17 protein-coding genes are annotated in these 18,715 nt (G+C 34.2%); 8 read left to right on the top strand and 9 right to left on the bottom strand.

Features of this window, described 5'->3' with window-relative positions; all coding sequences use genetic code 11:
* Positions 1-6: 6 nt before the first annotated feature.
* The 4 genes from SD960_RS10345 (at position 7) to SD960_RS10330 (ending at position 3,914) form a co-directional block, all read left to right on the top strand.
* Positions 7-372 carry a response regulator gene (locus tag SD960_RS10345; RefSeq protein ID WP_318802738.1) on the top strand — a complete coding sequence of 122 codons (366 nt, stop codon included), beginning with the start codon at positions 7-9 and terminating at the stop codon, positions 370-372.
* A gap of 7 nt (positions 373-379) precedes the next feature.
* Entirely contained in the window at positions 380-1,189 is an 810-nt protein-coding gene (locus SD960_RS10340; protein ID WP_318802736.1) for a protein-glutamate O-methyltransferase CheR, read from the top strand.
* Positions 1,171-1,755 (top strand): chemotaxis protein CheB, encoded by a 585-nt coding sequence (locus tag SD960_RS10335; RefSeq protein ID WP_318802734.1) that lies wholly within the window; start codon positions 1,171-1,173, stop codon positions 1,753-1,755. Before SD960_RS10340 ends, SD960_RS10335 begins: the two co-directional genes overlap by 19 nt.
* A 212-nt stretch (positions 1,756-1,967) precedes the next feature.
* A complete protein-coding gene (locus SD960_RS10330) occupies positions 1,968-3,914 on the top strand; it encodes a metallophosphoesterase (protein ID WP_318802733.1) in 1,947 nt (648 codons plus the stop codon).
* A gap of 1,252 nt (positions 3,915-5,166) precedes the next feature.
* Here the strand turns inward: SD960_RS10330 and SD960_RS10325 are convergent.
* The gene (locus SD960_RS10325) at positions 5,167-6,228 is read right to left on the bottom strand and encodes a phosphatidylinositol-specific phospholipase C1-like protein (RefSeq protein WP_318802731.1); all 1,062 of its coding nucleotides are present in this window, start codon (positions 6,226-6,228) and stop codon (positions 5,167-5,169) included.
* A gap of 264 nt (positions 6,229-6,492) precedes the next feature.
* Between SD960_RS10325 and SD960_RS10320 the strand changes: the two genes are divergently transcribed.
* From SD960_RS10320 to SD960_RS10305, 4 genes are all read left to right on the top strand, one after another.
* The gene (locus SD960_RS10320; protein ID WP_318802728.1) at positions 6,493-7,017 is read left to right on the top strand and encodes an RNA polymerase sigma-70 factor; all 525 of its coding nucleotides are present in this window, start codon (positions 6,493-6,495) and stop codon (positions 7,015-7,017) included.
* Positions 7,018-7,294: 277 nt separating this feature from the next.
* Positions 7,295-8,218, top strand: coding sequence for a FecR family protein (locus SD960_RS10315; RefSeq protein WP_318802726.1), 924 nt, complete (start codon positions 7,295-7,297; stop codon positions 8,216-8,218).
* Between the two features lie 72 nt (positions 8,219-8,290).
* Positions 8,291-11,572: a TonB-dependent receptor gene (locus SD960_RS10310; protein WP_318802724.1), complete on the top strand. Its 3,282-nt coding sequence runs from the start codon at positions 8,291-8,293 to the stop codon at positions 11,570-11,572.
* A 6-nt stretch (positions 11,573-11,578) separates the two neighbouring features.
* A complete protein-coding gene (locus tag SD960_RS10305; RefSeq protein ID WP_318802722.1) occupies positions 11,579-13,351 on the top strand; it encodes a RagB/SusD family nutrient uptake outer membrane protein in 1,773 nt (590 codons plus the stop codon).
* 240 nt (positions 13,352-13,591) lie between these two features.
* Here SD960_RS10305 and SD960_RS10300 read toward each other — a convergent pair whose 3' ends face one another.
* The 8 genes from SD960_RS10300 to SD960_RS10265 all read right to left on the bottom strand — a co-directional run bounded on the left by SD960_RS10300 (position 13,592) and on the right by SD960_RS10265 (position 18,713).
* Complete coding sequence (locus tag SD960_RS10300) at positions 13,592-14,353, bottom strand: porin family protein (protein WP_318802720.1); 762 nt, start codon at positions 14,351-14,353, stop codon at positions 13,592-13,594.
* 11 nt (positions 14,354-14,364) lie between these two features.
* Positions 14,365-15,486: a hypothetical protein gene (locus SD960_RS10295; protein ID WP_318802717.1), complete on the bottom strand. Its 1,122-nt coding sequence runs from the start codon at positions 15,484-15,486 to the stop codon at positions 14,365-14,367.
* A gap of 320 nt (positions 15,487-15,806) precedes the next feature.
* A complete protein-coding gene (locus SD960_RS10290; protein WP_318802716.1) occupies positions 15,807-16,016 on the bottom strand; it encodes a hypothetical protein in 210 nt (69 codons plus the stop codon).
* A 24-nt stretch (positions 16,017-16,040) separates the two neighbouring features.
* The gene (locus SD960_RS10285) at positions 16,041-16,457 is read right to left on the bottom strand and encodes a hypothetical protein (RefSeq protein ID WP_318802715.1); all 417 of its coding nucleotides are present in this window, start codon (positions 16,455-16,457) and stop codon (positions 16,041-16,043) included.
* Between the two features lie 62 nt (positions 16,458-16,519).
* On the bottom strand, positions 16,520-16,729 hold the full coding sequence (locus SD960_RS10280; protein WP_318802713.1) for a TM2 domain-containing protein: 210 nt from the start codon (positions 16,727-16,729) through the stop codon (positions 16,520-16,522).
* A gap of 3 nt (positions 16,730-16,732) precedes the next feature.
* Entirely contained in the window at positions 16,733-17,335 is a 603-nt protein-coding gene (locus SD960_RS10275) for a PH domain-containing protein (protein ID WP_318802711.1), read from the bottom strand.
* Between the two features lie 20 nt (positions 17,336-17,355).
* Complete coding sequence (locus tag SD960_RS10270) at positions 17,356-17,721, bottom strand: DUF4359 domain-containing protein (protein WP_318802710.1); 366 nt, start codon at positions 17,719-17,721, stop codon at positions 17,356-17,358.
* Positions 17,722-18,044: 323 nt separating this feature from the next.
* A complete protein-coding gene (locus SD960_RS10265) occupies positions 18,045-18,713 on the bottom strand; it encodes a response regulator transcription factor (protein ID WP_318802708.1) in 669 nt (222 codons plus the stop codon).
* Positions 18,714-18,715 lie beyond the last annotated feature (2 nt).

Here is an 18,715-nt window from a genome sequence, read left to right as displayed (position 1 = left end):
GAAAATATGGAAAAAAAACGACTCTTGATTATTGACGACGATTCAAGAAATATATTTGCTTTGGTAAACGTTTTGCGTGCCAAATCATTCGATTGTTTGTCTAGTTTAAGTGCCGAAGAGGCAATACGATTATTAAAAACAGACGAACACATCGATGCTATTTTAATCGATATGATGATGCCGGAAATGGATGGTTACGACGCAATTCCGATTATAAAAAATATTCCGTCACGAAAAAATACATTAGTTGTTGCCGTTACGGCCCAGGCGATGACGGGCGACAAAGAAAAATGCCTTGAAGCAGGCGCAGATGATTATGTTTCAAAACCTATAGACGTAGATAAATTGATGCACGTTTTAAGTAAAATTTAAAATTGTTATGATAGAAGACATTGAGTTAGAAACCCTTATAAATGATATTTACGAATATTATGGTTTTGACTTTGGAAGTTATTCTAGAGCATCATTAAAAAGGCGCGTTAATAGAGTTTACAATTTAGATGGATTCAGGAATTTTTATGAATTTTTATCAAAGGTTAGAAACGATTCTGATTATTATAAAAGATTAATCGACGAAATTACTGTAAACGTTACAGAAATGTTCCGGGATCCGACTTTTTATAGAATTGTCAGAACCGAAATATTGCCCTTGCTTGCCACAAAACCATTCATACGTTTGTGGCATGCAGGATGTTCCACCGGCGAAGAAGTGTATTCGATGGCCATAATGCTAAAAGAAGCGGGGCTTTTGCATAAATCATTGATATATGCCACAGATATTAATTCGAAAGTATTGGAGACAGCCAAAAAAGGCATTTTTCCTTTGCGAATGATGAAAGAATATTCAGAAAACTACAGAGATTCCGGCGGGCAGGAAGATTTTTCGAGTTATTATATCGCCAATTACGGCATTGCAAAATTCAATGAAGAACTGGCCCAAAAAATGGTTTTTTCGCAGCATAATTTAGTTTCAGATAATTCATTCAATGAGTTTGATTTTATTTTATGCCGCAACGTTTTAATCTATTTTGATAATGATTTACAAAAAAGAGTCATCAATTTATTTGATGCAAGTTTAGCAGTTTTGGGTTTTTTGGCACTCGGCACCAAAGAAACCATAAAATATTCGATATCTACAACTAAATACAAGCAGTTAGAGAAAGAGAAAATATGGAGGAAAGTAAAATAATATCGAATACAAGAGTAGTTATTATAGGAGGATCGGCAGGAAGTTTGAATGCACTATTACAAATTTTACCCGATTTGCCCTTATTCACATCTTTTGCGCTCGTAATTGTCCTGCATCGAAGAGGAACAGATGATTTAACCCTCGAAGGATTAATAACCCTTAAAGCCCAAACCGAGGTAAAACTTATTGAAGACAAAGTGCAATTAATGCCCGGATTTATTTATGTTGCTCCTTCAAACTATCATTTATTATTTGAAAAAGATGATTTTTTTGCCCTCGATATTTCAGAAAAAGTAAATTACAGCAGACCCAGCATTGATGTTTCTTTTGAATCTGCTTCAGAGGTTTATGGTCCTAATCTAGTCGGGATTTTACTTTCAGGCTCCAACACAGACGGTACAGAAGGATTAAAAGCCATTCAGAATGCAGGCGGAATCATTGTAATACAGGATCCTAAATCGGCAGAAATGCCTTATATGCCTTCTAATGCCATTTTAAATACCACACCGGATTATATTTTAAGCACCGAAGATATTTTGAAATTTCTAATTTCTATCGATAAGTGATTATATTTCAATTCTCTAAGGTTTCCAAAAACTTTTAGATATTACTTAATATCCCAAACCTACAAGGTTTCGAAAACCTTACAGGCTGGCTCGTCTTAAACATTATCATTTCCATAACAATAGCGTAAACCAACTTTAAGTTATAATCGATAAAATTGCAAATGAAAGTAATCCCCAAGCTTTCTAATTCCCCATTTGCAAAAACATAACCTATGATTACCAAAATATTTTCTCTTTCTAAAAATTCAGTTCTATTTCTACTATTTATCTTTTGTAATTGTACTATTTCGGCGCAAAAACAAACCAAACTCGACGGCGTTCAGATCGCTTTTTTATCAGATGTGCATTTACAGGATTTATTCGGGAAATTTTCAGATAATGATTATCGCGGTGTTTTAAATCCCAAAACAGGAAAATATACTTTATTGAGAACAATGGCATCTCAATTGCATTCGACCCGAATTTTCAATGAAAACTATTTTGCTTTTATCGCTGCTCTTGATGATATCGCAAAGCGAAAGATAAAATTTGTTGCACTTCCAGGTGATTATACAGATGATGGTCAGCCCATTCACGTGCGAGGATTAGAAACGATTCTAAATCAATACAGAAAAAAATACGGCATTGAATTTTTCATTACAACCGGAAATCACGATCCCGTTGGGCCATTTGCACAAGAATCCGGCAAAGAAGATTTTTTAGGCAAAGAAGGCAAAAGCCAGCCCATTTATAGTAAAGAAGGCCTGTATAAGCCAAATTTAACTATTGAACAGCCTGTTGTAATAACAGCCGATATTGCCAAAATGGGTTATTTGGGAATTACAGAAGGATTGAAAAATTTTGGTTTTTATCCTAATGAAAAATACAAATTCTGGGCAACACCTTTTGCAACTTATACAGCTGAAAATTATAGTTTCGAAAAAGCATCCGAAGCTGCAAAATTACCAAACAGAGTTTATGAAGTAGCACCAGGCTACGAAGTTCCGGACGTAAGCTATGTTGTTGAACCAGTTGACGGGCTTTGGCTTATGGCGATAGACGGCAATGTTTATATTCCGAAGAAAAATGCAACTGCAGACGCCAAAGATTCTAAAAATTATTCAGAAGCCAGTACCGGATATAATAATGTGCTTTCGAATAAAAAACATTTGATAAAATGGGTCGAAGATATTTCGGCCCAAGCCAAAAAACAAGGCAAAACCTTAATTGCTTTTAGTCATTTTCCGATGATTGATTTTAATGATGACGCTTCTGCGCAAATAAAAGAAATGCTTGGTCCAAACAAATGGCAATTGAACAGAGTTCCGGTTGAAGAAGTAGCGCAAACTTTTGCAGATGCGGGATTAAAAATTCATTTTGGCGGACACATGCACATTAACGACACCGGAATTCGCACCACCTCAAAAGGCAACACGTTGGTCAATATTCAAACACCATCTTTGGCGGCGTATATTCCTGCTTATAAACTATTAACGATTCAAAAAGATAATCTTGTAGATATTCAAACGATTACAATCGATAAAGTGAAAGGGTATAACGAACTTTTTGATTTGTATAAAATGGAATATCAGTTTTTAGAATCGCAGCAAACCAAAGACATTTGGAACAAAGCCATTTTAGAAACCAAAAACTACCACGATTTTACCGATTTTCATTTGAAGGAATTAGTTCGCCTTCGCTTTTTATCAGATGATTGGCCTTCGGCTTTCAAAGATTTTTTCCTGCATATTTCTGCTTCAGAATTATTGGTTTTGGCTAATATTCAATCCGATAAAGACTTTGATTTTATTCTGAAAAATAAAGAAAGTACCGCAAAAGAATGGGCAGAATCACAACAAAAAACAAATAGAATATTAGCAGAAAACAATCTGAAAAAAGAAGATTTTAACTGGACAGGTTACGATTTTCTGGTAGATTTTTATCGTTTTAGAAGCGCCGATGAACTGGCTTTGACAGATGTTGGCGAAAAAAGAGCCAAACAATACAAAGTTCTCTCACAAATGTTTTTTGAAAATCATAAAGAAGACACTTCAAAAGAAAAACCTCTTCAAAATCAACTTCGATTATTTTTAATCATCTTCAACAAATTCATGCATGAAGTTCCTGCAGATCATTTTAGTGTTGATTTGAAAACGGGAGCTGTTAAGAGTTTGAAATGAGCAAAAATGGTACGCGGATGACGCGGATTTAAACGGATTAATGCAGATTTTTTTTATAGACAAAAGTTTATAGAAAGTCATTGCGAGGAACGAAGCAACCTTAATAATAAAAATAGGAAAAAAAAATAGCCACGAATTCACGAATTTTTTCTATTTGATTATAGAATAATGATTCGTGAATTCGTTGCTAAAAACGTTCGATAATTTAACCGAAGGGTGTAAAGATTTTTTGCTTTAGCTTGTGGTTAGAAAACGCAAAGTTCGCAAAGCTATCTGCAAAAAGATTTACGAATTTTTTGCGAATATAGCCTGCGGTTTCAACCGCAGGGACGTTGAGATATTTATTTTACGATATACGTTAGGATCCCGCGGTTGAAACCGCGGGCTATATTTGAATACTAGATTTATAATTATAATCTTTTTTAAAACGCAAAGTTTGCAACGCTATCTGCAAAAATATTTGCAAAAAGATTTGCGAATATAGCCTGCGGTTTCAACCGCAGGGACGTTCAGATATTTATTTTACGATATACGTTGGAATACCGCGGTTGAAACGGCGGGCTATATTTGAAAACTAGATTTATAATTATAATCTTTTTTAAAACGCAAAGTTCGCAAAGTTATCTGCAAAAAGATTTGCGAATATAGCCTGCGGTTTCAACCGCAGGGACGTTCAGATATTTATTTTACGATATACGTTGGAATCCCACGGTTGAAACCGCGGGCTATATTTGAAAACTAGATTTAATTATAATCTTTTTTAAAACGCAAAGTTCGCAAAGCTATCTGCAAAAATATTTGCGAATTTTTTGCGAATATAGCCTGCGGTTTCAACCGCAGGGACGTTCAGATTTTATTTTACGATATACGTTGGAATCCCGTGGTTGAAACCGCGGGCTATATTTTAAAACTAGATTTATAATTATAATCTTTTTTAAAACGCAAAGTTCGCAAAGCTATCTGCAAAAATATTTGCGAATTTTTTGCGAATATAACCCGCGGTTTCAACCGCAGGGACGTTCAGATATTTATTTTACGATATACGTTGGGATCCCGCGGTTGAAACCGCGGGCTATATTTTAAAACTAGATTTATAATTATAATATTTTTTAAAACGCAAAGTTCGCAAAGCTTTGTATAAAGCTTTGCGAACTTTTTAAGCCTGCAAACAGACAGCTAATAAAAAAAGCTTAGCGCTCTTTGCGGTAAAAATATACACGCAACAAACTAAAAATGAGACCGAAACTGAAAACTACTTCACTCCATTAACAGGATCAACCCTCACATAAGTTCCGTCATCGTATTTTATCTGATAAGGAGAATCGAAAAACGTACTTGGTAAATAATAATCAGTTGTTATGATTTGTGCACCAGATTTTTTAGCCGCTTCAAAATGCGAATAATCATTTTTGCGTGCTTCTTTAGTATCAGAATCGGCACGGGTTCTGATGATATATCCTTTTTTAACTAAATCGTTAATTGTTGGATCTTCAGAGTTATTGCGGAATAAAGTTGCAGCTTCCGGTTTTCCGGGTTCGGCATTAATAAAAACGGCACGTCCTTTTAGTGAAGGATGATTTAAGGCATACAAATCTCTTTTGGCTCCGTTGTTATCCAAAATAAACAAGAATTTCCCTTTTGCTTTTTTAAGCGTTGGCCAGTTGTTGTTTAAAACCGCTTCTTCGAGCGTTTTGTATTTTCCACGCACCATGTCCGGCGTTATCAATTTATTTCCTAAACCTTTTCGAAGTTCTTTATCCAGTGCATCGAACAATTCGGGTGTAAATTTCTCTGCTTTTGTACCTAAAAAACTATCATCGTCTTTTGGTTCCAAAGTAATAAAAACCGGAACGTGATCAGGATTTGCGTCCGACCATTTTTTTAATTCTGCCAGACAATTTTGAAGTGTGTAACAAGATGTTCTAAAATCAATATCAATCATATGAAAAACTTTAAAACCCGGTTTTTTCATTTCTCCATTTGGATCATAAGGTTCCTGAGATTTTGCAATGTCCAAACCTTTTGGGTGCGCATATTTTCCGCCTTTTGCATCTCCCTGAACATCGATTTCAAGATTACGTAAACCTTTATTTAATTGATCTGTAAGGCTAATATGAGTGTATTGCAAGCCTTTTAGAGAACGCGAAGTGTCTTTGGCCTGAATTGTATTGTACAAATCGGTTTCAATGGCATGTCTGTAACTATTGTGAGAACCAATAACCTGTAATTGGTTAATTTTTAGCGTGTCATTTTGTGCCTGAGCAGCGTTAGAAATCGCGCCGGCAAGAAATAATGTAAACAAAATTTGTTTCATGATTTTTAAGTGTAAAATTATTAATACTGAGGACGCAGCAAAAGAAAATTACCTTTTTTTGGATGACACTAATTTAAAAATAGTATTTGATTTATGTGTTAGTTAAAGAAAAAGAAATCGCAAATCAATTATCATTTTTATTTCAAAAACGTAGTATTAATAAAACAAACGTATTGATTTCTTAATTGAAAGATAATCTTCAGGAAAAAAACAATGGTTCAACATTTTATTATTTTACATCAACAAATGCCACCCAGATAACCTATGAAGAATCCTGAAATTTTTGAAGAAACGTATACGCTGTACTGGAAAAAGCTAACGGCTTTTTCGTATACGATGACTCAGGATAAAGACTTGGCACAGAATATTGTTCAGGATGTTTTTGTCGATTTATGGGAAAGAAGAAATGATATCCAAATCAATGCAATCGAGCCTTATTTGTTCAGAGCAGTAAAAAATCAGGTTTTTAAACATTACCAAAATAATAAGTTCGACAAGACAATTCTGGAAGATAAATTCGAAGATTATGTAATTGATCATTTTGCAACGATCGATCCTGAATTGATGGATTTGCTTTACTCTTTATTGGATAAGCTTCCTGAAAAAAGAAAAGAAGTTTTGCTGATGTATAAAATGCAGGATATGACGATTGATCAAATTGCGGATGAACTTGGAATATCGAAACAAACGGTAAAAAATCAAATTTCTTCGGGATTAAAACAACTGCGTGAAGGCCTGAAAGACCTTGCCTGGCTTGCTCCATTCATTATTTTACATCAAAAGTTTTAAGATAACTTTCTGTTAATGGTTTCATAATATTTCCGGATAGTACGATTTCTTCATTCCCGTACTTATAGATAATAAAACCTGTTAGGTGTAATTATTTTAACACATAGAAACATAGATTTTTTTCTTCTAATAAAAGAAGAATTTTAAAAAACTAGTTTTTTCACACATAGCGAAACGTAAAAGCTATGATTTGTTACTGCAAGTGAAACGACTTTAAGTAAGCAAAAAACTATGTTCCTATGTGTTGAAAATTACACCAAAGGGAATAATAAGTATTATGATAAAAAGATTAAAACACAGTTTAGAATATCTTGTTGATAAAAGTTCTCGAAATAAAACTTCAAAAACAGAAGAAAATTTGCTGACTGATTTTGCTTTAAGTGAATATCAAAATTCAAAATGGGATGATAATGTAATGGGAAATTCTACTGAAGTTTCTCAAAATATATATGAAGGAATTCAACTTCGAATATTGAAGAAGAAAAACTTCAATTCGTATTTAAGATGTATGGCCGCTGCCAGTATTCTTTTTCTTGCCGGTTTGGGATTTTTCTTCAAACCTGACTTTTCAATCGAAAAGCAATTAACATTTAAAACATCAGACATCCCCAAGTCTATCCAATTAAGTGATGGCTCGAAAATTTATCTGGCAGCAAATTCATTATTTCAATATCCGGAAAAATTTAGCGGAAGCGAAAGAAAAGTTTCTTTACTAAAAGGAAATGCATTTTTTGAAGTAGCCAAAGACAAAAAACATCCTTTTATTATTGCATCCGGCGAAATTAAAACCAGAGTTGTGGGAACTTCTTTTCACATTCAGATGTCAAAATCAAAATGCGAAGTAATTGTCGTAACCGGAAAAGTAAATGTTACTTCAAATGGTCAGAGCGTTGACCTGATTCCCAATCAGGAAGCCTTGTTTGAAGATAAAAAACTAACTAAACTACTGGCAGACAAATCATTTATGGTCAATTGGTACGCGAGTGATGTAACGCTCAACCAAACTACACTTAAACAGGTAATTACCATTTTACAATATAAATACGGAGTTTCATTTCAATACGATAATGAACTTGTATTAGCAACGCCGTTAACGGTGTTCATAAAGAAGGACGCAACATTAGAAAATGTTTTAGAGCAAATCAATTATATCACAAACCTAAAATTTAAAGTTTATGGCGAAATAGTAAAAGTGAACTAAAATCAAAAAAAAGCAGTTGCTGAGAACAACTGCGATTAATAATTAAGTATCGAAAAACCAATAACTTAAATCATGTATTTTAAACGAATCAATTTAAATCTTCCAAAGGGAATTTTCTTTTTAATTCTGGCGTTGCTGTGCGTTCAAAGCGGTTACAGTACAACTATTCTTAAAAAATCAAAAGTAGAAAATAAAATAGAAAAAGCAACTTTAGTATCTATCTTTTCAAAACTAAGTAAAAAAACGGACTATAAATTTAGTTACGGACAAGCAATTATTGCAGATAACACAACCTATACAGTAAATTATGGCAACGAAGCTGTTGATGTAATTTTAAGTGACCTTTCTAAAAAAGCCAATTTCAATTATAATATTAATGGAAAATTGGTTTTGATTCAGAAAACAGCGGTTGTCGTAAAAACAACATCTGAAGCAGAAAAAATTAAAATTAAAGGGAAAATTATTGACGAAAATGGAGTGCCAATGCCAGGTGTAACAGTTTTAGAAACTGCTACAAAAAACGCTACTGTTTCTAATTTTGATGGTGAATTTGAACTTTCTGTTACAGAAGGAAAAACGATCGAAGTTTCGTATTTAGGATATAAAACCAAAACAGTTGGTGTACAAAAGAATTTCATGACTATTCAGCTGGAACCAAATACATCAGAATTAAGCGAAGTTTTGGTTGTAGGGTATGGAAAACAGTCTAAAAAAGATGTTACGGGAGCTGTAACTCAGCTTGAAGCAGCAAATTTTAAACAAGGAGTAAACGTTTCTGTAGATAATTTAATTCAGGGAAAAGTGGCCGGTGTTCGTGTTGTAAACACAAGCGGGGAGCCGGGAGCTGGCGTAAATGTTACGATTCGTGGAGTTGGATCTATCAGAAGCGGAAGTACACCTTTGTTTGTTGTAGATGGAATGCCGCTGTCTAACGATGACGTAAGTCCAACGGGAAGCAATGTTGGTTTTGGGGCATCATCTGCAAAAAATCCATTAAACTTTTTGAATACAAGTGATATAGAATCGATTACAGTTTTAAAAGATGCTTCTGCAGCGGCTATTTACGGTGCAAGAGGTTCTAACGGAGTTGTTTTGGTTACAACAAAAAAAGGATCAAAAGGGGAGGGAACCTTAACTTTTGATTCTTATATGGGAGTTTCGAAAGTAGCGCACAAATTAGATGTTTTAAGCGCAGAGCAGTACCGAGGCGCTATCAAAGATCCGGCTTTTGATCACGGTGGAAACACAGACTGGCAAGATGTAATTTACAGAAGTGCCGTGACTACAAACAATGCTTTGTCTTTTGCAAAACAAACAGAATCAGGTAATTATTACGCATCTGTTGCGCAAATGGATCAGGAAGGAATTATTCGTAACAGTAATTTCAAACGTCTTTCGGGTAGAATTAATGCTGCTGAATCATTTTTAGACAACAAACGTTTAAAAATAAAAGTGAATCTTACAGCGAGTGAAACGAAAGATGATGGAGTTCCTACAAGTGATGATGGTGGTTCAAACGGGCAATTAATTGTACACACCTTGATGGCAAACCCAACAAGATCTGTTTTTGATGCTGATGGAAAATACACCAACTTCAACATGAACGCGCATTATAATCCTGCTTATTTATTGAGTATTTATGAGGATCAAACGCGCACGTTGAGAGTTTTAGGAAATTTTGAAGCTTCTTTTAGAATCATCGACGGATTAGAATATAAATTAAACGTGGGTGTAGATCGTTCCAGCGCTGAACGTAATACGACGATTTATCCAAACTTAACCGATTTGAATCCAAAAGGGAAATATGTTCAGAATAATTTAGACTCTAAAAACTCTTTGGTTGAGCATTATTTGACATATAATTTATTGTTGGACAAACATAAATTTGAGGTTTTGGGCGGATTCTCGTATCAAAAATTTGAAAAATCGGGAACAAGTTTCAGTATTGACGGAATTGCTGCTCAGGGCGTTGGTATAAAACCATCTATTAATCCTGGTTTTGCAGGAACACAGTCAGGAACTACAGGTTATGCGCAGGAAAATGAATTGCAGTCTTATTTTGGAAGATTGAATTATACTTTCAACGATAAATACCTTTTAACGGCTTCGATGAGAGCCGATGGTTCTACCCGTTTTGGTGATAATAACAAATACGGTTACTTTCCTTCATTTGCTTTAGGATGGAATATTTCTAAAGAAAGCTTCTTGGAAAATGTGACAGCTATAAACAATTTAAAATTGAGAGCGAGTTGGGGACAAACCGGAAATCAGGAAGTTCAAAACAAATTGACTAAGGCAAGTTATTCATTATCTGGGCCTGACGGATATTATTTGTATGATGATTTGAATTTGGTAAACGGAGTTTCTGTAACAAGAACGGCAAATCCTGATTTAAAATGGGAAGTGGTTACGCAAGCTAATATAGGTGTAGATTTTAGTTTATGGAGTGATAAATTGTACGGAACTGTTGATTATTTCAGCAAAACAACTACAGATGCCATCTTAAACGTTCCGTCAAGCCCTTTAAAACCAACAACAACAGTGTGGACAAACATTGACGGGAAAATCGTTAATAAAGGTTTGGAAGTTATGTTAGGTTCAAAAATAGTAAATACAAAAGATTTTACCTGGAATATTGATGTAAACGGAGCTACATTAAGAAACAAAATTGAAGATTTACCTGTTTCAGAAATCTTAACAGGAACTATTTCAGGGCCTGGACAATCCGGAGTAAATGCTAATATTTATAAAAGCGGTTACGCAGCAGGTTCTTTCTATTTGTTAGAGCATACCGGATTTGATGATAAAGGTGGAAATGTTTTTAAAGATCAAAATGGAGACGGTAAAATTGATAACAGCGACAGAATTATTATCGAAGGAGCGTTACCCACTTTTTATTACGGACTTAATAGTGATATGACCTATAAAAACTTTAGTTTTTCATTTTCAATCATTGGTCAGACAGGAGGTTATTTGTTGAATAATACAGGATTGAATGCCTTAAATATCAATAATTTGGCTTCTGACAGAAACGTTGCTACAGGATATTATGAGTCTGGCGCAAATGCAACAAATGCGCCAATTTTATCAACGCTTTTCTTAGAGAAATCAGATTTTATCAGATTAAATACAGCGCGTTTAGGATACAATTTTGATTTAAGAAACGTAAGCTGGTTAAACGGATTAACGCTTTATGTAACAGGGTCTAACTTAATAACAATTACGAATTATACAGGTTACGATCCGTTAATCAACAGTCCGAAATCGAACGGTGGAAACCAATCTATTGGTATTGATTACGCTGCTTATCCAACGTCCAGAACTTTCAGTTTTGGAGCAACTTTAAAATTATAATTTATCATGAAGACAAAGACATTTTTTAGCATAAAAATTTTAACAATATTCTCTTTTATTTTTCTCTTAAATAGCTGCACAGATCTTGATGAAGCTGTATTGGATGAAAAATTGGGAACAGACGCTACAGATCCTGCAGGTTCTCTTGCCGCAGCTTACGACAGATTGGGTGACGGAACTTTTACAGATCACGGAGCCGTTTTTGCCATGCAGGAATACACGACGGATGAAGCTATTTTACCAACCCGCGGAAGTGACTGGGGAGATGGTGGAAAATGGAGAGACATGCACGAATTTACATGGAGTTCCAGTAATGCAATTATTGTAAGTAACTGGGATTTATTGACAAACGGAATTACACGTTCTTTGACTGCAATTAAGTCGGCAGAAGAAAATACTTTTCCGGAAAAAGCATTGTTTTTAGCCGAAGCAAAAGCACTTTTAGCGTATTACACTTACACGACTTTAGATCTTTACGGACAAGCACCTTTTAGAGATCCAATAAACGTAGATGCACCTTTGCAAATTTTAAAAGCAGATACTCAGATAGATAAATTAATTACAGATGTTGAAGCTTTAATTCCTGATTTGGCAGACATTGGCACACAAAGAACACATCACGGACGTTTTACCAAACAAGCTGCTTATGCTTTTTTAGCAAATATGTACTTGAATCGTGCGGTATTTAAAGATCGTTACAATGCAGGATCAACTTTTAATTTTAATGAAGCAGCGGTAACAGGCAGCACAGGAACCGATATGGACCGTGTTATTTATTACACTTCCTTATTAATCGATTCAGGGAAATTTAGTTTAGAAAGTGATTTCTTCAAAAACTTTGCAAGAGATAACGAGAATGGTAAAGAACTTATTTTTGCGATTTCTCAAAAAATAGATTACATCCGTAATGGTTCAAACAGTTTTGCTTATGTATGTATGGAGCGTAACCAGAGAACATCTGCTGCAAACAGAGGAACAAATGCAGCTTGTACAACTCCTGAATTTTATGCATCCTGGGATGGAAATCATGATGATCCAAGATTTGAACAACATTATCAATATGCTGATGGAACGTGGTTTATGAATGATGGTACAGATGTGAGTGTTCCTGCAACAGACATTGTACCTAAAAGCAGCCCGGCTTTGCCTTGGTTCCATTTTAACAGAGGAATTCAGGCCGGACTTCAATATGGACCTGTATTGTTAGCTTCAGGATCTTTGGAAATGGTTGGTAATCGTATTAAAGTTTCTCCTTTGGTTATGGAAAAAAGTACAACTACAAGAATGAACTTTACACCATCATTGACTTTTTCAGATCCTACTAAATCTGTTTTTGCTCAAAACGAAATCAATCAGGGAGCTCGTGTTTTTAAATACGAATTTGATCCCGAAGGAGGAAACGGTAACAGTAATGTTGATATTCCGTTGTTTCGTTTAGGCGGAGTTTATGCAATGAGAGCTGAAGCTTATTTTAGAAAAGGAAGTGTAGTTGCAGCAATGGACGATTTGAACAAATTACGCACCAGCAGAAAAAGAGAATCTCTATACGGAAATGCTCCCGGAAAAGCACTTACAGCATTAGATTCAGAGCAATTGTATAAAGAATTAGGTTTCGAATTGTATTGGGAATTACAAAGAAGACCGGAAAGCATCCGTTTTGGCAAATTTGATTTGGCCGGAACAGCAAAAGCTGCTTCTCAACCTTTTAGAAGAGTATTTCCAATTCCGCAAACCGTTATAGACCAGAAAGTGTTTAAACAAAATCAAGGTTATAATTAAGTTTTTGTGTTAGTTTATTTTTTTAGTAAAAAGCCTGCTCATTAATTTGAGCAGGTTTTTTCTTTTTCAGCTTTGTCAAACTTTCAAAGTTTGACAAAGCTTTTTTACGTAAAGTAACCACAATCTTGTCATCCTGATGGAGGAAGGATCGCACTCGAAACTCGACAAAGATTATTGATCATGCGTACGGAATTTCTAGTGCGATCCTTCCTCTGTCGGGATGATAAAAAAGTAAATATTCTATTTTTTCTTCTCCTCAGGCAAAATAACCTTATACATTTCAGCTTCTTTTTCAGCTCTTTTTTGAGCAGCTTTTCCTTTTCCAATTGGTATTCCGGCGGTTACATACAGCGATCGATTGTATTGGTTTGGTCCGTCGCCTTTCATTACAGGAACTAATCCGTAATAATATTGAACCGTAATGTTTAAGCCATTTCCAACATTCATATGATAACCTGCGCCGAGAGCAATTCCGGCATCAATAACATGTATTTTGTCTCTGATATTGTTTTTATAAACAACATCTTCCTTATTATATTCCTGATGAAATTTATCAAAGGCTTTCGCCAAAAGCCCTAATTGTGGACCCGTTTTCAGGTAAATATTATTTTTGAATTGATATTTGATCAAAATAGGAACATTAAAATACCGAATTTCCCTATCGACTTTTCCTCCTGCAAACGTATTATCGAGATTAGCATCATCTAAAGAATAAACAGGCAATCCGTGGGCACCCATTGGCGATTTTACAATAACTCCGGTATTAATCATCCATGCCGGATTTTTTTTTGACCGAATATCAAAATAAAAACCAAGATTAAAACCCAGTTCCGTTCCTGAGGTTTCCATATTAGAAATCGTCGAAAAATTAAGACCTCCATCCAAACCAAATTCTAAAAAAGGCGAGTTAAGTTTATCCCCAAAAATCAGGGAAATTAATACCTGCGATCGCGCCGAAGTCATACAAAAGAAAGCGATAAGTAATAACAAACCTTTTTTCATAGAAGAATGGATTAAAGTCCAAAACGATATTGAAGACCACCTAAAACCTGAGTACGGCTTCCTAAAAAACCACATTCTACTCTTAACATAATGTGTTTATTGTATTGAAATTGAGATCCTACAATAAAATTCCACATATCTTTTGGTCTTTTTTGAAGCGAATATTGAACAGATGAATTATCTATTGTACTAATAGCGCCATCCAATGAAGTTAAAATGTTTCCTGCAGATTCAAGTGCGCGGTTTGCAGTATTATGTTTGGCAATATTGGCCGGATTTTTTTGCTGTGCAGGTGTTAAAGTATCCCACCAATTATCGACTTTAGTTTGGTTTTCATCCACTTTTGCAAACCCGTTATTTACTTTTTCCTGAAGACCCTCTACTTCAAAAATATCCGAGAAAGGAATATTTCCCTGTGTGTCACCGGAAATATGAACCCTAAAACCACCAACCCAAATGGCAATATTTTGGTCGTGTTTATTAAATTGGAAAGTTTTACCCAATCGTGGCCCGAAAACATACGAAAAAGCCGGTTTATCCAGCGCGCTTACGTCGCTCCAGGACATATTCATATCAAGAGCCAGCCATCCGCCGCCAATACCAATAGTAGGCGTCATACCAAATCCGAAAGTAGTGATGTCAAAATTTGCTTTTGTATTAAAACTGGCTATTTGCGACCAGTTATTATCAGCGTCAGGAATCCATATTCCCGCATTTATTTTTGTTGTTGATTTGCCTTTACCGAAAATTCCATAAATATTTAAAAAAGGAAGCAGCCAGATATCAGGCCTAATGGTAAGAGCTCCGGCTTCTACACTAGATTTATCAAATCGTACAATTTCATCTAAATTATATTGAGGTCCATTATTAAAACCAACTTCCAGACCATCGATTTCAATCTCAGAATCCTGCCAGAAATAATTAACCGAAAGTCCGGCAGAATAGGGCAGTTTGTAACCTTTTTGAGCTACTTTTTCACCCCAGATAGGTAAGGCATAAGGGTATTCTTCTACTTTAAGACTGTCTTTAAGTTGTTGATTTTTTTGTCCAACTATTTTTTCGGTGTAAACCTGACCGAAAATCTGGATACTACAAAATAATAAAGAGGCGAATATTAGTTTATTGTATTTCATTGATTTAGTGTTATAACGTTAATTAATAGAACTATAAAATAAATAGGCGCTAATGCAATCTCGAAAAACTAGTTTATTTCAAATGAATAATTGGGTTTAGATTAGAATGTTTATGATTTTGTAGCCGAAATCATATGTTAATTATTGTTAAAGTTAAATAAATTTTCTTTTAAATTGTAATATTTTTCTAATAAAATAAATTTTAATGTTTTGTTAAAGTGTTAAATAATAGAATGATATGTAATATTTACAAATAAAAAGGACAAAAGAAAAATTTTCCTTTTGTCCTCAATAACAGTTTAAAAAAAGCTACAGTCAAATCAGTCTTCCCATCCGCAAAGTGTTAAACCATAACCTTGCGCCTGAGATTCAGATACCTTAGTTAATTCATGTCGGCAGGCCGTTAAGCCGCGACAAGTTTCCTTATAGTGGTATTTTTTTGCACCCGTTGGCCCGCAGATATATACCTTGGTTTCAACAGGACGAAAAGAACTCAGAACTATAAAAAGCAGGATTGTAGTATATTTCATTTTGGCAGGTTTGGGAGTTGGCAATTATTGAACTTTTAAGTAATATTCATTTCCATTTTTGTCAGTAGCTTTAAGTTTTCCGTAATCAATCCATTCCGTGTTAATTTCGATATCGTTTATGGTATCAAACATTAAGATTCCCGCACCGTATTTACCTTCAACATTAATGTTTCCGTAAACAGAATCACCTTTGGTACTCACGCCTTTTACATCATAATTATACTCATAATGACCAGAGTTTCCGGTTCTGTATTCGTATTGATATTCTGTGTCTACATGATAGGTTTTTGCTTCTGCGGGTGTAATCACTTTTCTGTCATCAGGCGTAATTACCTCCTTGTAGAATGATTTTATTTTTTGTGGAGTAGGCGGAATTTCTCTTTTGCAACTCAAAAAGGAGAGAACAAAAGCAAATAATGTAATTTTAAATTTCACAGGCATTTTTTGATAAATGTAATTAGAAGGAATGTTTTGAGATAGCGTAGTTATACGGGATTTTAGAATTAAAACCCATTATTATATTTCACATTAAATGAATGATCTGACATAAATATTAATCCAAAAAACTGGAAAAATGCAAGTATGGCTGGAATGAATGTCCAACAAAATAAGATATAAAATATACCTTGAATTGATTGCCCTAAATAGAATTTATGAATTCCAATTCCTCCTAAAAAAAATGCTAAAATAGCTGCTGTTGTTTTACTTTTCATAATTTACATTTTAGATAATATTTCTGTTTTTTTTGTGTCAAATTCTGTTTGTGAAATAATTTCACTATCCAGTAACTTTTTCAATTTTTGCAAAGTTTCCAAGGGATCTTCTTTTTGTTCAACGTTTTGAGGTATTGGAGCACCAGCGTTAACAATAATTCCTCCCCCGGCAATTGCTCTCTTATTTTCAAGATCGTGTTCACGTCTGTAAACAATCATTTCTTCTTCTTTTTGCTGAGCAAATTGATACAGTTTTCTGGCCTGTGCTTTAGGTAAATAATCGAGCATATTCATATTTCCTTTGATTGTTTTCATAGAAAAAGTAGCACCAATTATACCTTCTTTCATATGACAATCTAATATGTCCTTCCAAGAGTAATCCTGAAAATCCATTGATAATCCTAAATTTTTAGGTCTGCAGAAGATGATTCTTTTGTTGGTTAAAGCGATACAATCGGGAGATAAGTTTATCGCCGGCTTTTTTTGTACAGCAATATATTCTACTTGTTCTCCCGAAGTTAATAATCCATTAACTTTTACCAATAGCTTTTCAACAGCTTTTGGATCTTGTTCTTCATTTAAGAATTTTTTTAAATCGTTTATCATAGTATTTGGTTTTTATTTAGTTATTTTTTAATAGCATCATCTATATTTGAGGTTAGAAAAACATTTCCTAAAACCCCTATGCCTACAGTTTTTGTTTTCCCCTCCCAAGTAACATCTGTTGTCGAAAAAAGAATATAATTGGATGAGCTAATAGAATTATCAATAACCATGTTAATCATTGATTTTGCCAATATCATACCCATTGATTTTCCGGCTTGCGAAAACTGATTAGGAGATGTATTATCATTTTTTGCCATTTCTTTTTCATAAAATTCATTCAGTTTTACTTTGACTTTTTCTTTATGTATTTCTTGGTTGGGATTTGTCAATGCTAAAATTGTCAGGAACAAAGCAATTCCTAAAATAGCGTAATGTTTTGTTTTCATAATATTTGATTTATTCAGTTTCATAAAGTGTAACAGTTTCTAATAATTCTTTCTCAAATTGATATATCATCTGGTCGCGCGAGCGTCCCGCTCGTGAACGTAGCGAGAAGTAATTTCTTTTTTTGAATAGGCACGAACAGGGCGATTGTGCTTGCGTGAGAATATTAATTTTCATCGGTTTTTAGTTTAAATTAATTATCCAAATGTATAGCCATTAAAAACCAGTATTTTACGGAAAACCATAACGCGTAAAATTTTTGCATATAAGGAATAAAAAAAGCTCCCGAAGGAGCTTAAAAGTTAACAATGAGAATTATAGGATTTTAAATAATCCCCATATCTTTTGTAATCGAAACCAAATGAACTGTATTTGCAGCTTTAAAAAAATCTTTTAGTTTTGAGATTCTTTTTTCGATGGTGCTTTTGCTGTTTGGTTTTATGCCTAATTCCTGAAAAGTATTGGTAATATCATCCTGCATAATTCCCAGAGATAAATGTTTCAGAATATTAATGTCCAAATCATCGATTTCAAAATTGTTTTTTTCCTGCAAAGCAAAAGCAACTTCCTGAGAAATAAAGGTTTCATTTGAAGTACATAGTAAGTTAATCGCCTTTTTTAGATCTTCAATGCTGTTTAGGCCTTTTAGAACAAAAGCATCAACTCCCGCATTATCAAAAAGTGATTTGATACGATAACTTTTATCTTCTACAGAATAGGCTATAATTTTAATATTCGGCTGTAATTCGCGAACCTTTTGTACCAGTTCATCGCCATTGGCAATTTTTACTTCACGATGATCTGTTTTAAATGAAAGATCACTAATTAATAAATCATAAGGTTCATTATCCTGAATGGCTTTTCGCACCTTTAGTAAGGCTTCATCACAATATTTTGAATGTTGAAAATTTTCAATATTTAAATCTTTTAAGACTTGCTGAATTCCTAAATTCATGGCATCAAGATCTTCGGCTATTATAACTTTTTTAAACATAG

It is taken from the genome of Flavobacterium sp. MMLR14_040, from assembly GCF_033657265.1.
Lineage (GTDB): Bacteria > Bacteroidota > Bacteroidia > Flavobacteriales > Flavobacteriaceae > Flavobacterium.
This window is presented reverse-complemented; position numbering and strand designations above follow the sequence as displayed.

Coding starts and splice junctions, on each gene's coding strand:
- SD960_RS10345 (WP_318802738.1), top strand. CDS start 7: ATGGAAAAAAAACGACTCTTGATTATTGACGACGATTCAAGAAATATA.
- SD960_RS10340 (WP_318802736.1), top strand. CDS start 380: ATGATAGAAGACATTGAGTTAGAAACCCTTATAAATGATATTTACGAA.
- SD960_RS10335 (WP_318802734.1), top strand. CDS start 1,171: ATGGAGGAAAGTAAAATAATATCGAATACAAGAGTAGTTATTATAGGA.
- SD960_RS10330 (WP_318802733.1), top strand. CDS start 1,968: ATGATTACCAAAATATTTTCTCTTTCTAAAAATTCAGTTCTATTTCTA.
- SD960_RS10325 (WP_318802731.1), bottom strand. CDS start 6,228: ATGAAACAAATTTTGTTTACATTATTTCTTGCCGGCGCGATTTCTAAC.
- SD960_RS10320 (WP_318802728.1), top strand. CDS start 6,493: ATGAAGAATCCTGAAATTTTTGAAGAAACGTATACGCTGTACTGGAAA.
- SD960_RS10315 (WP_318802726.1), top strand. CDS start 7,295: ATGATAAAAAGATTAAAACACAGTTTAGAATATCTTGTTGATAAAAGT.
- SD960_RS10310 (WP_318802724.1), top strand. CDS start 8,291: ATGTATTTTAAACGAATCAATTTAAATCTTCCAAAGGGAATTTTCTTT.
- SD960_RS10305 (WP_318802722.1), top strand. CDS start 11,579: ATGAAGACAAAGACATTTTTTAGCATAAAAATTTTAACAATATTCTCT.
- SD960_RS10300 (WP_318802720.1), bottom strand. CDS start 14,353: ATGAAAAAAGGTTTGTTATTACTTATCGCTTTCTTTTGTATGACTTCG.
- SD960_RS10295 (WP_318802717.1), bottom strand. CDS start 15,486: ATGAAATACAATAAACTAATATTCGCCTCTTTATTATTTTGTAGTATC.
- SD960_RS10290 (WP_318802716.1), bottom strand. CDS start 16,016: ATGAAATATACTACAATCCTGCTTTTTATAGTTCTGAGTTCTTTTCGT.
- SD960_RS10285 (WP_318802715.1), bottom strand. CDS start 16,457: ATGCCTGTGAAATTTAAAATTACATTATTTGCTTTTGTTCTCTCCTTT.
- SD960_RS10280 (WP_318802713.1), bottom strand. CDS start 16,729: ATGAAAAGTAAAACAACAGCAGCTATTTTAGCATTTTTTTTAGGAGGA.
- SD960_RS10275 (WP_318802711.1), bottom strand. CDS start 17,335: ATGATAAACGATTTAAAAAAATTCTTAAATGAAGAACAAGATCCAAAA.
- SD960_RS10270 (WP_318802710.1), bottom strand. CDS start 17,721: ATGAAAACAAAACATTACGCTATTTTAGGAATTGCTTTGTTCCTGACA.
- SD960_RS10265 (WP_318802708.1), bottom strand. CDS start 18,713: ATGTTTAAAAAAGTTATAATAGCCGAAGATCTTGATGCCATGAATTTA.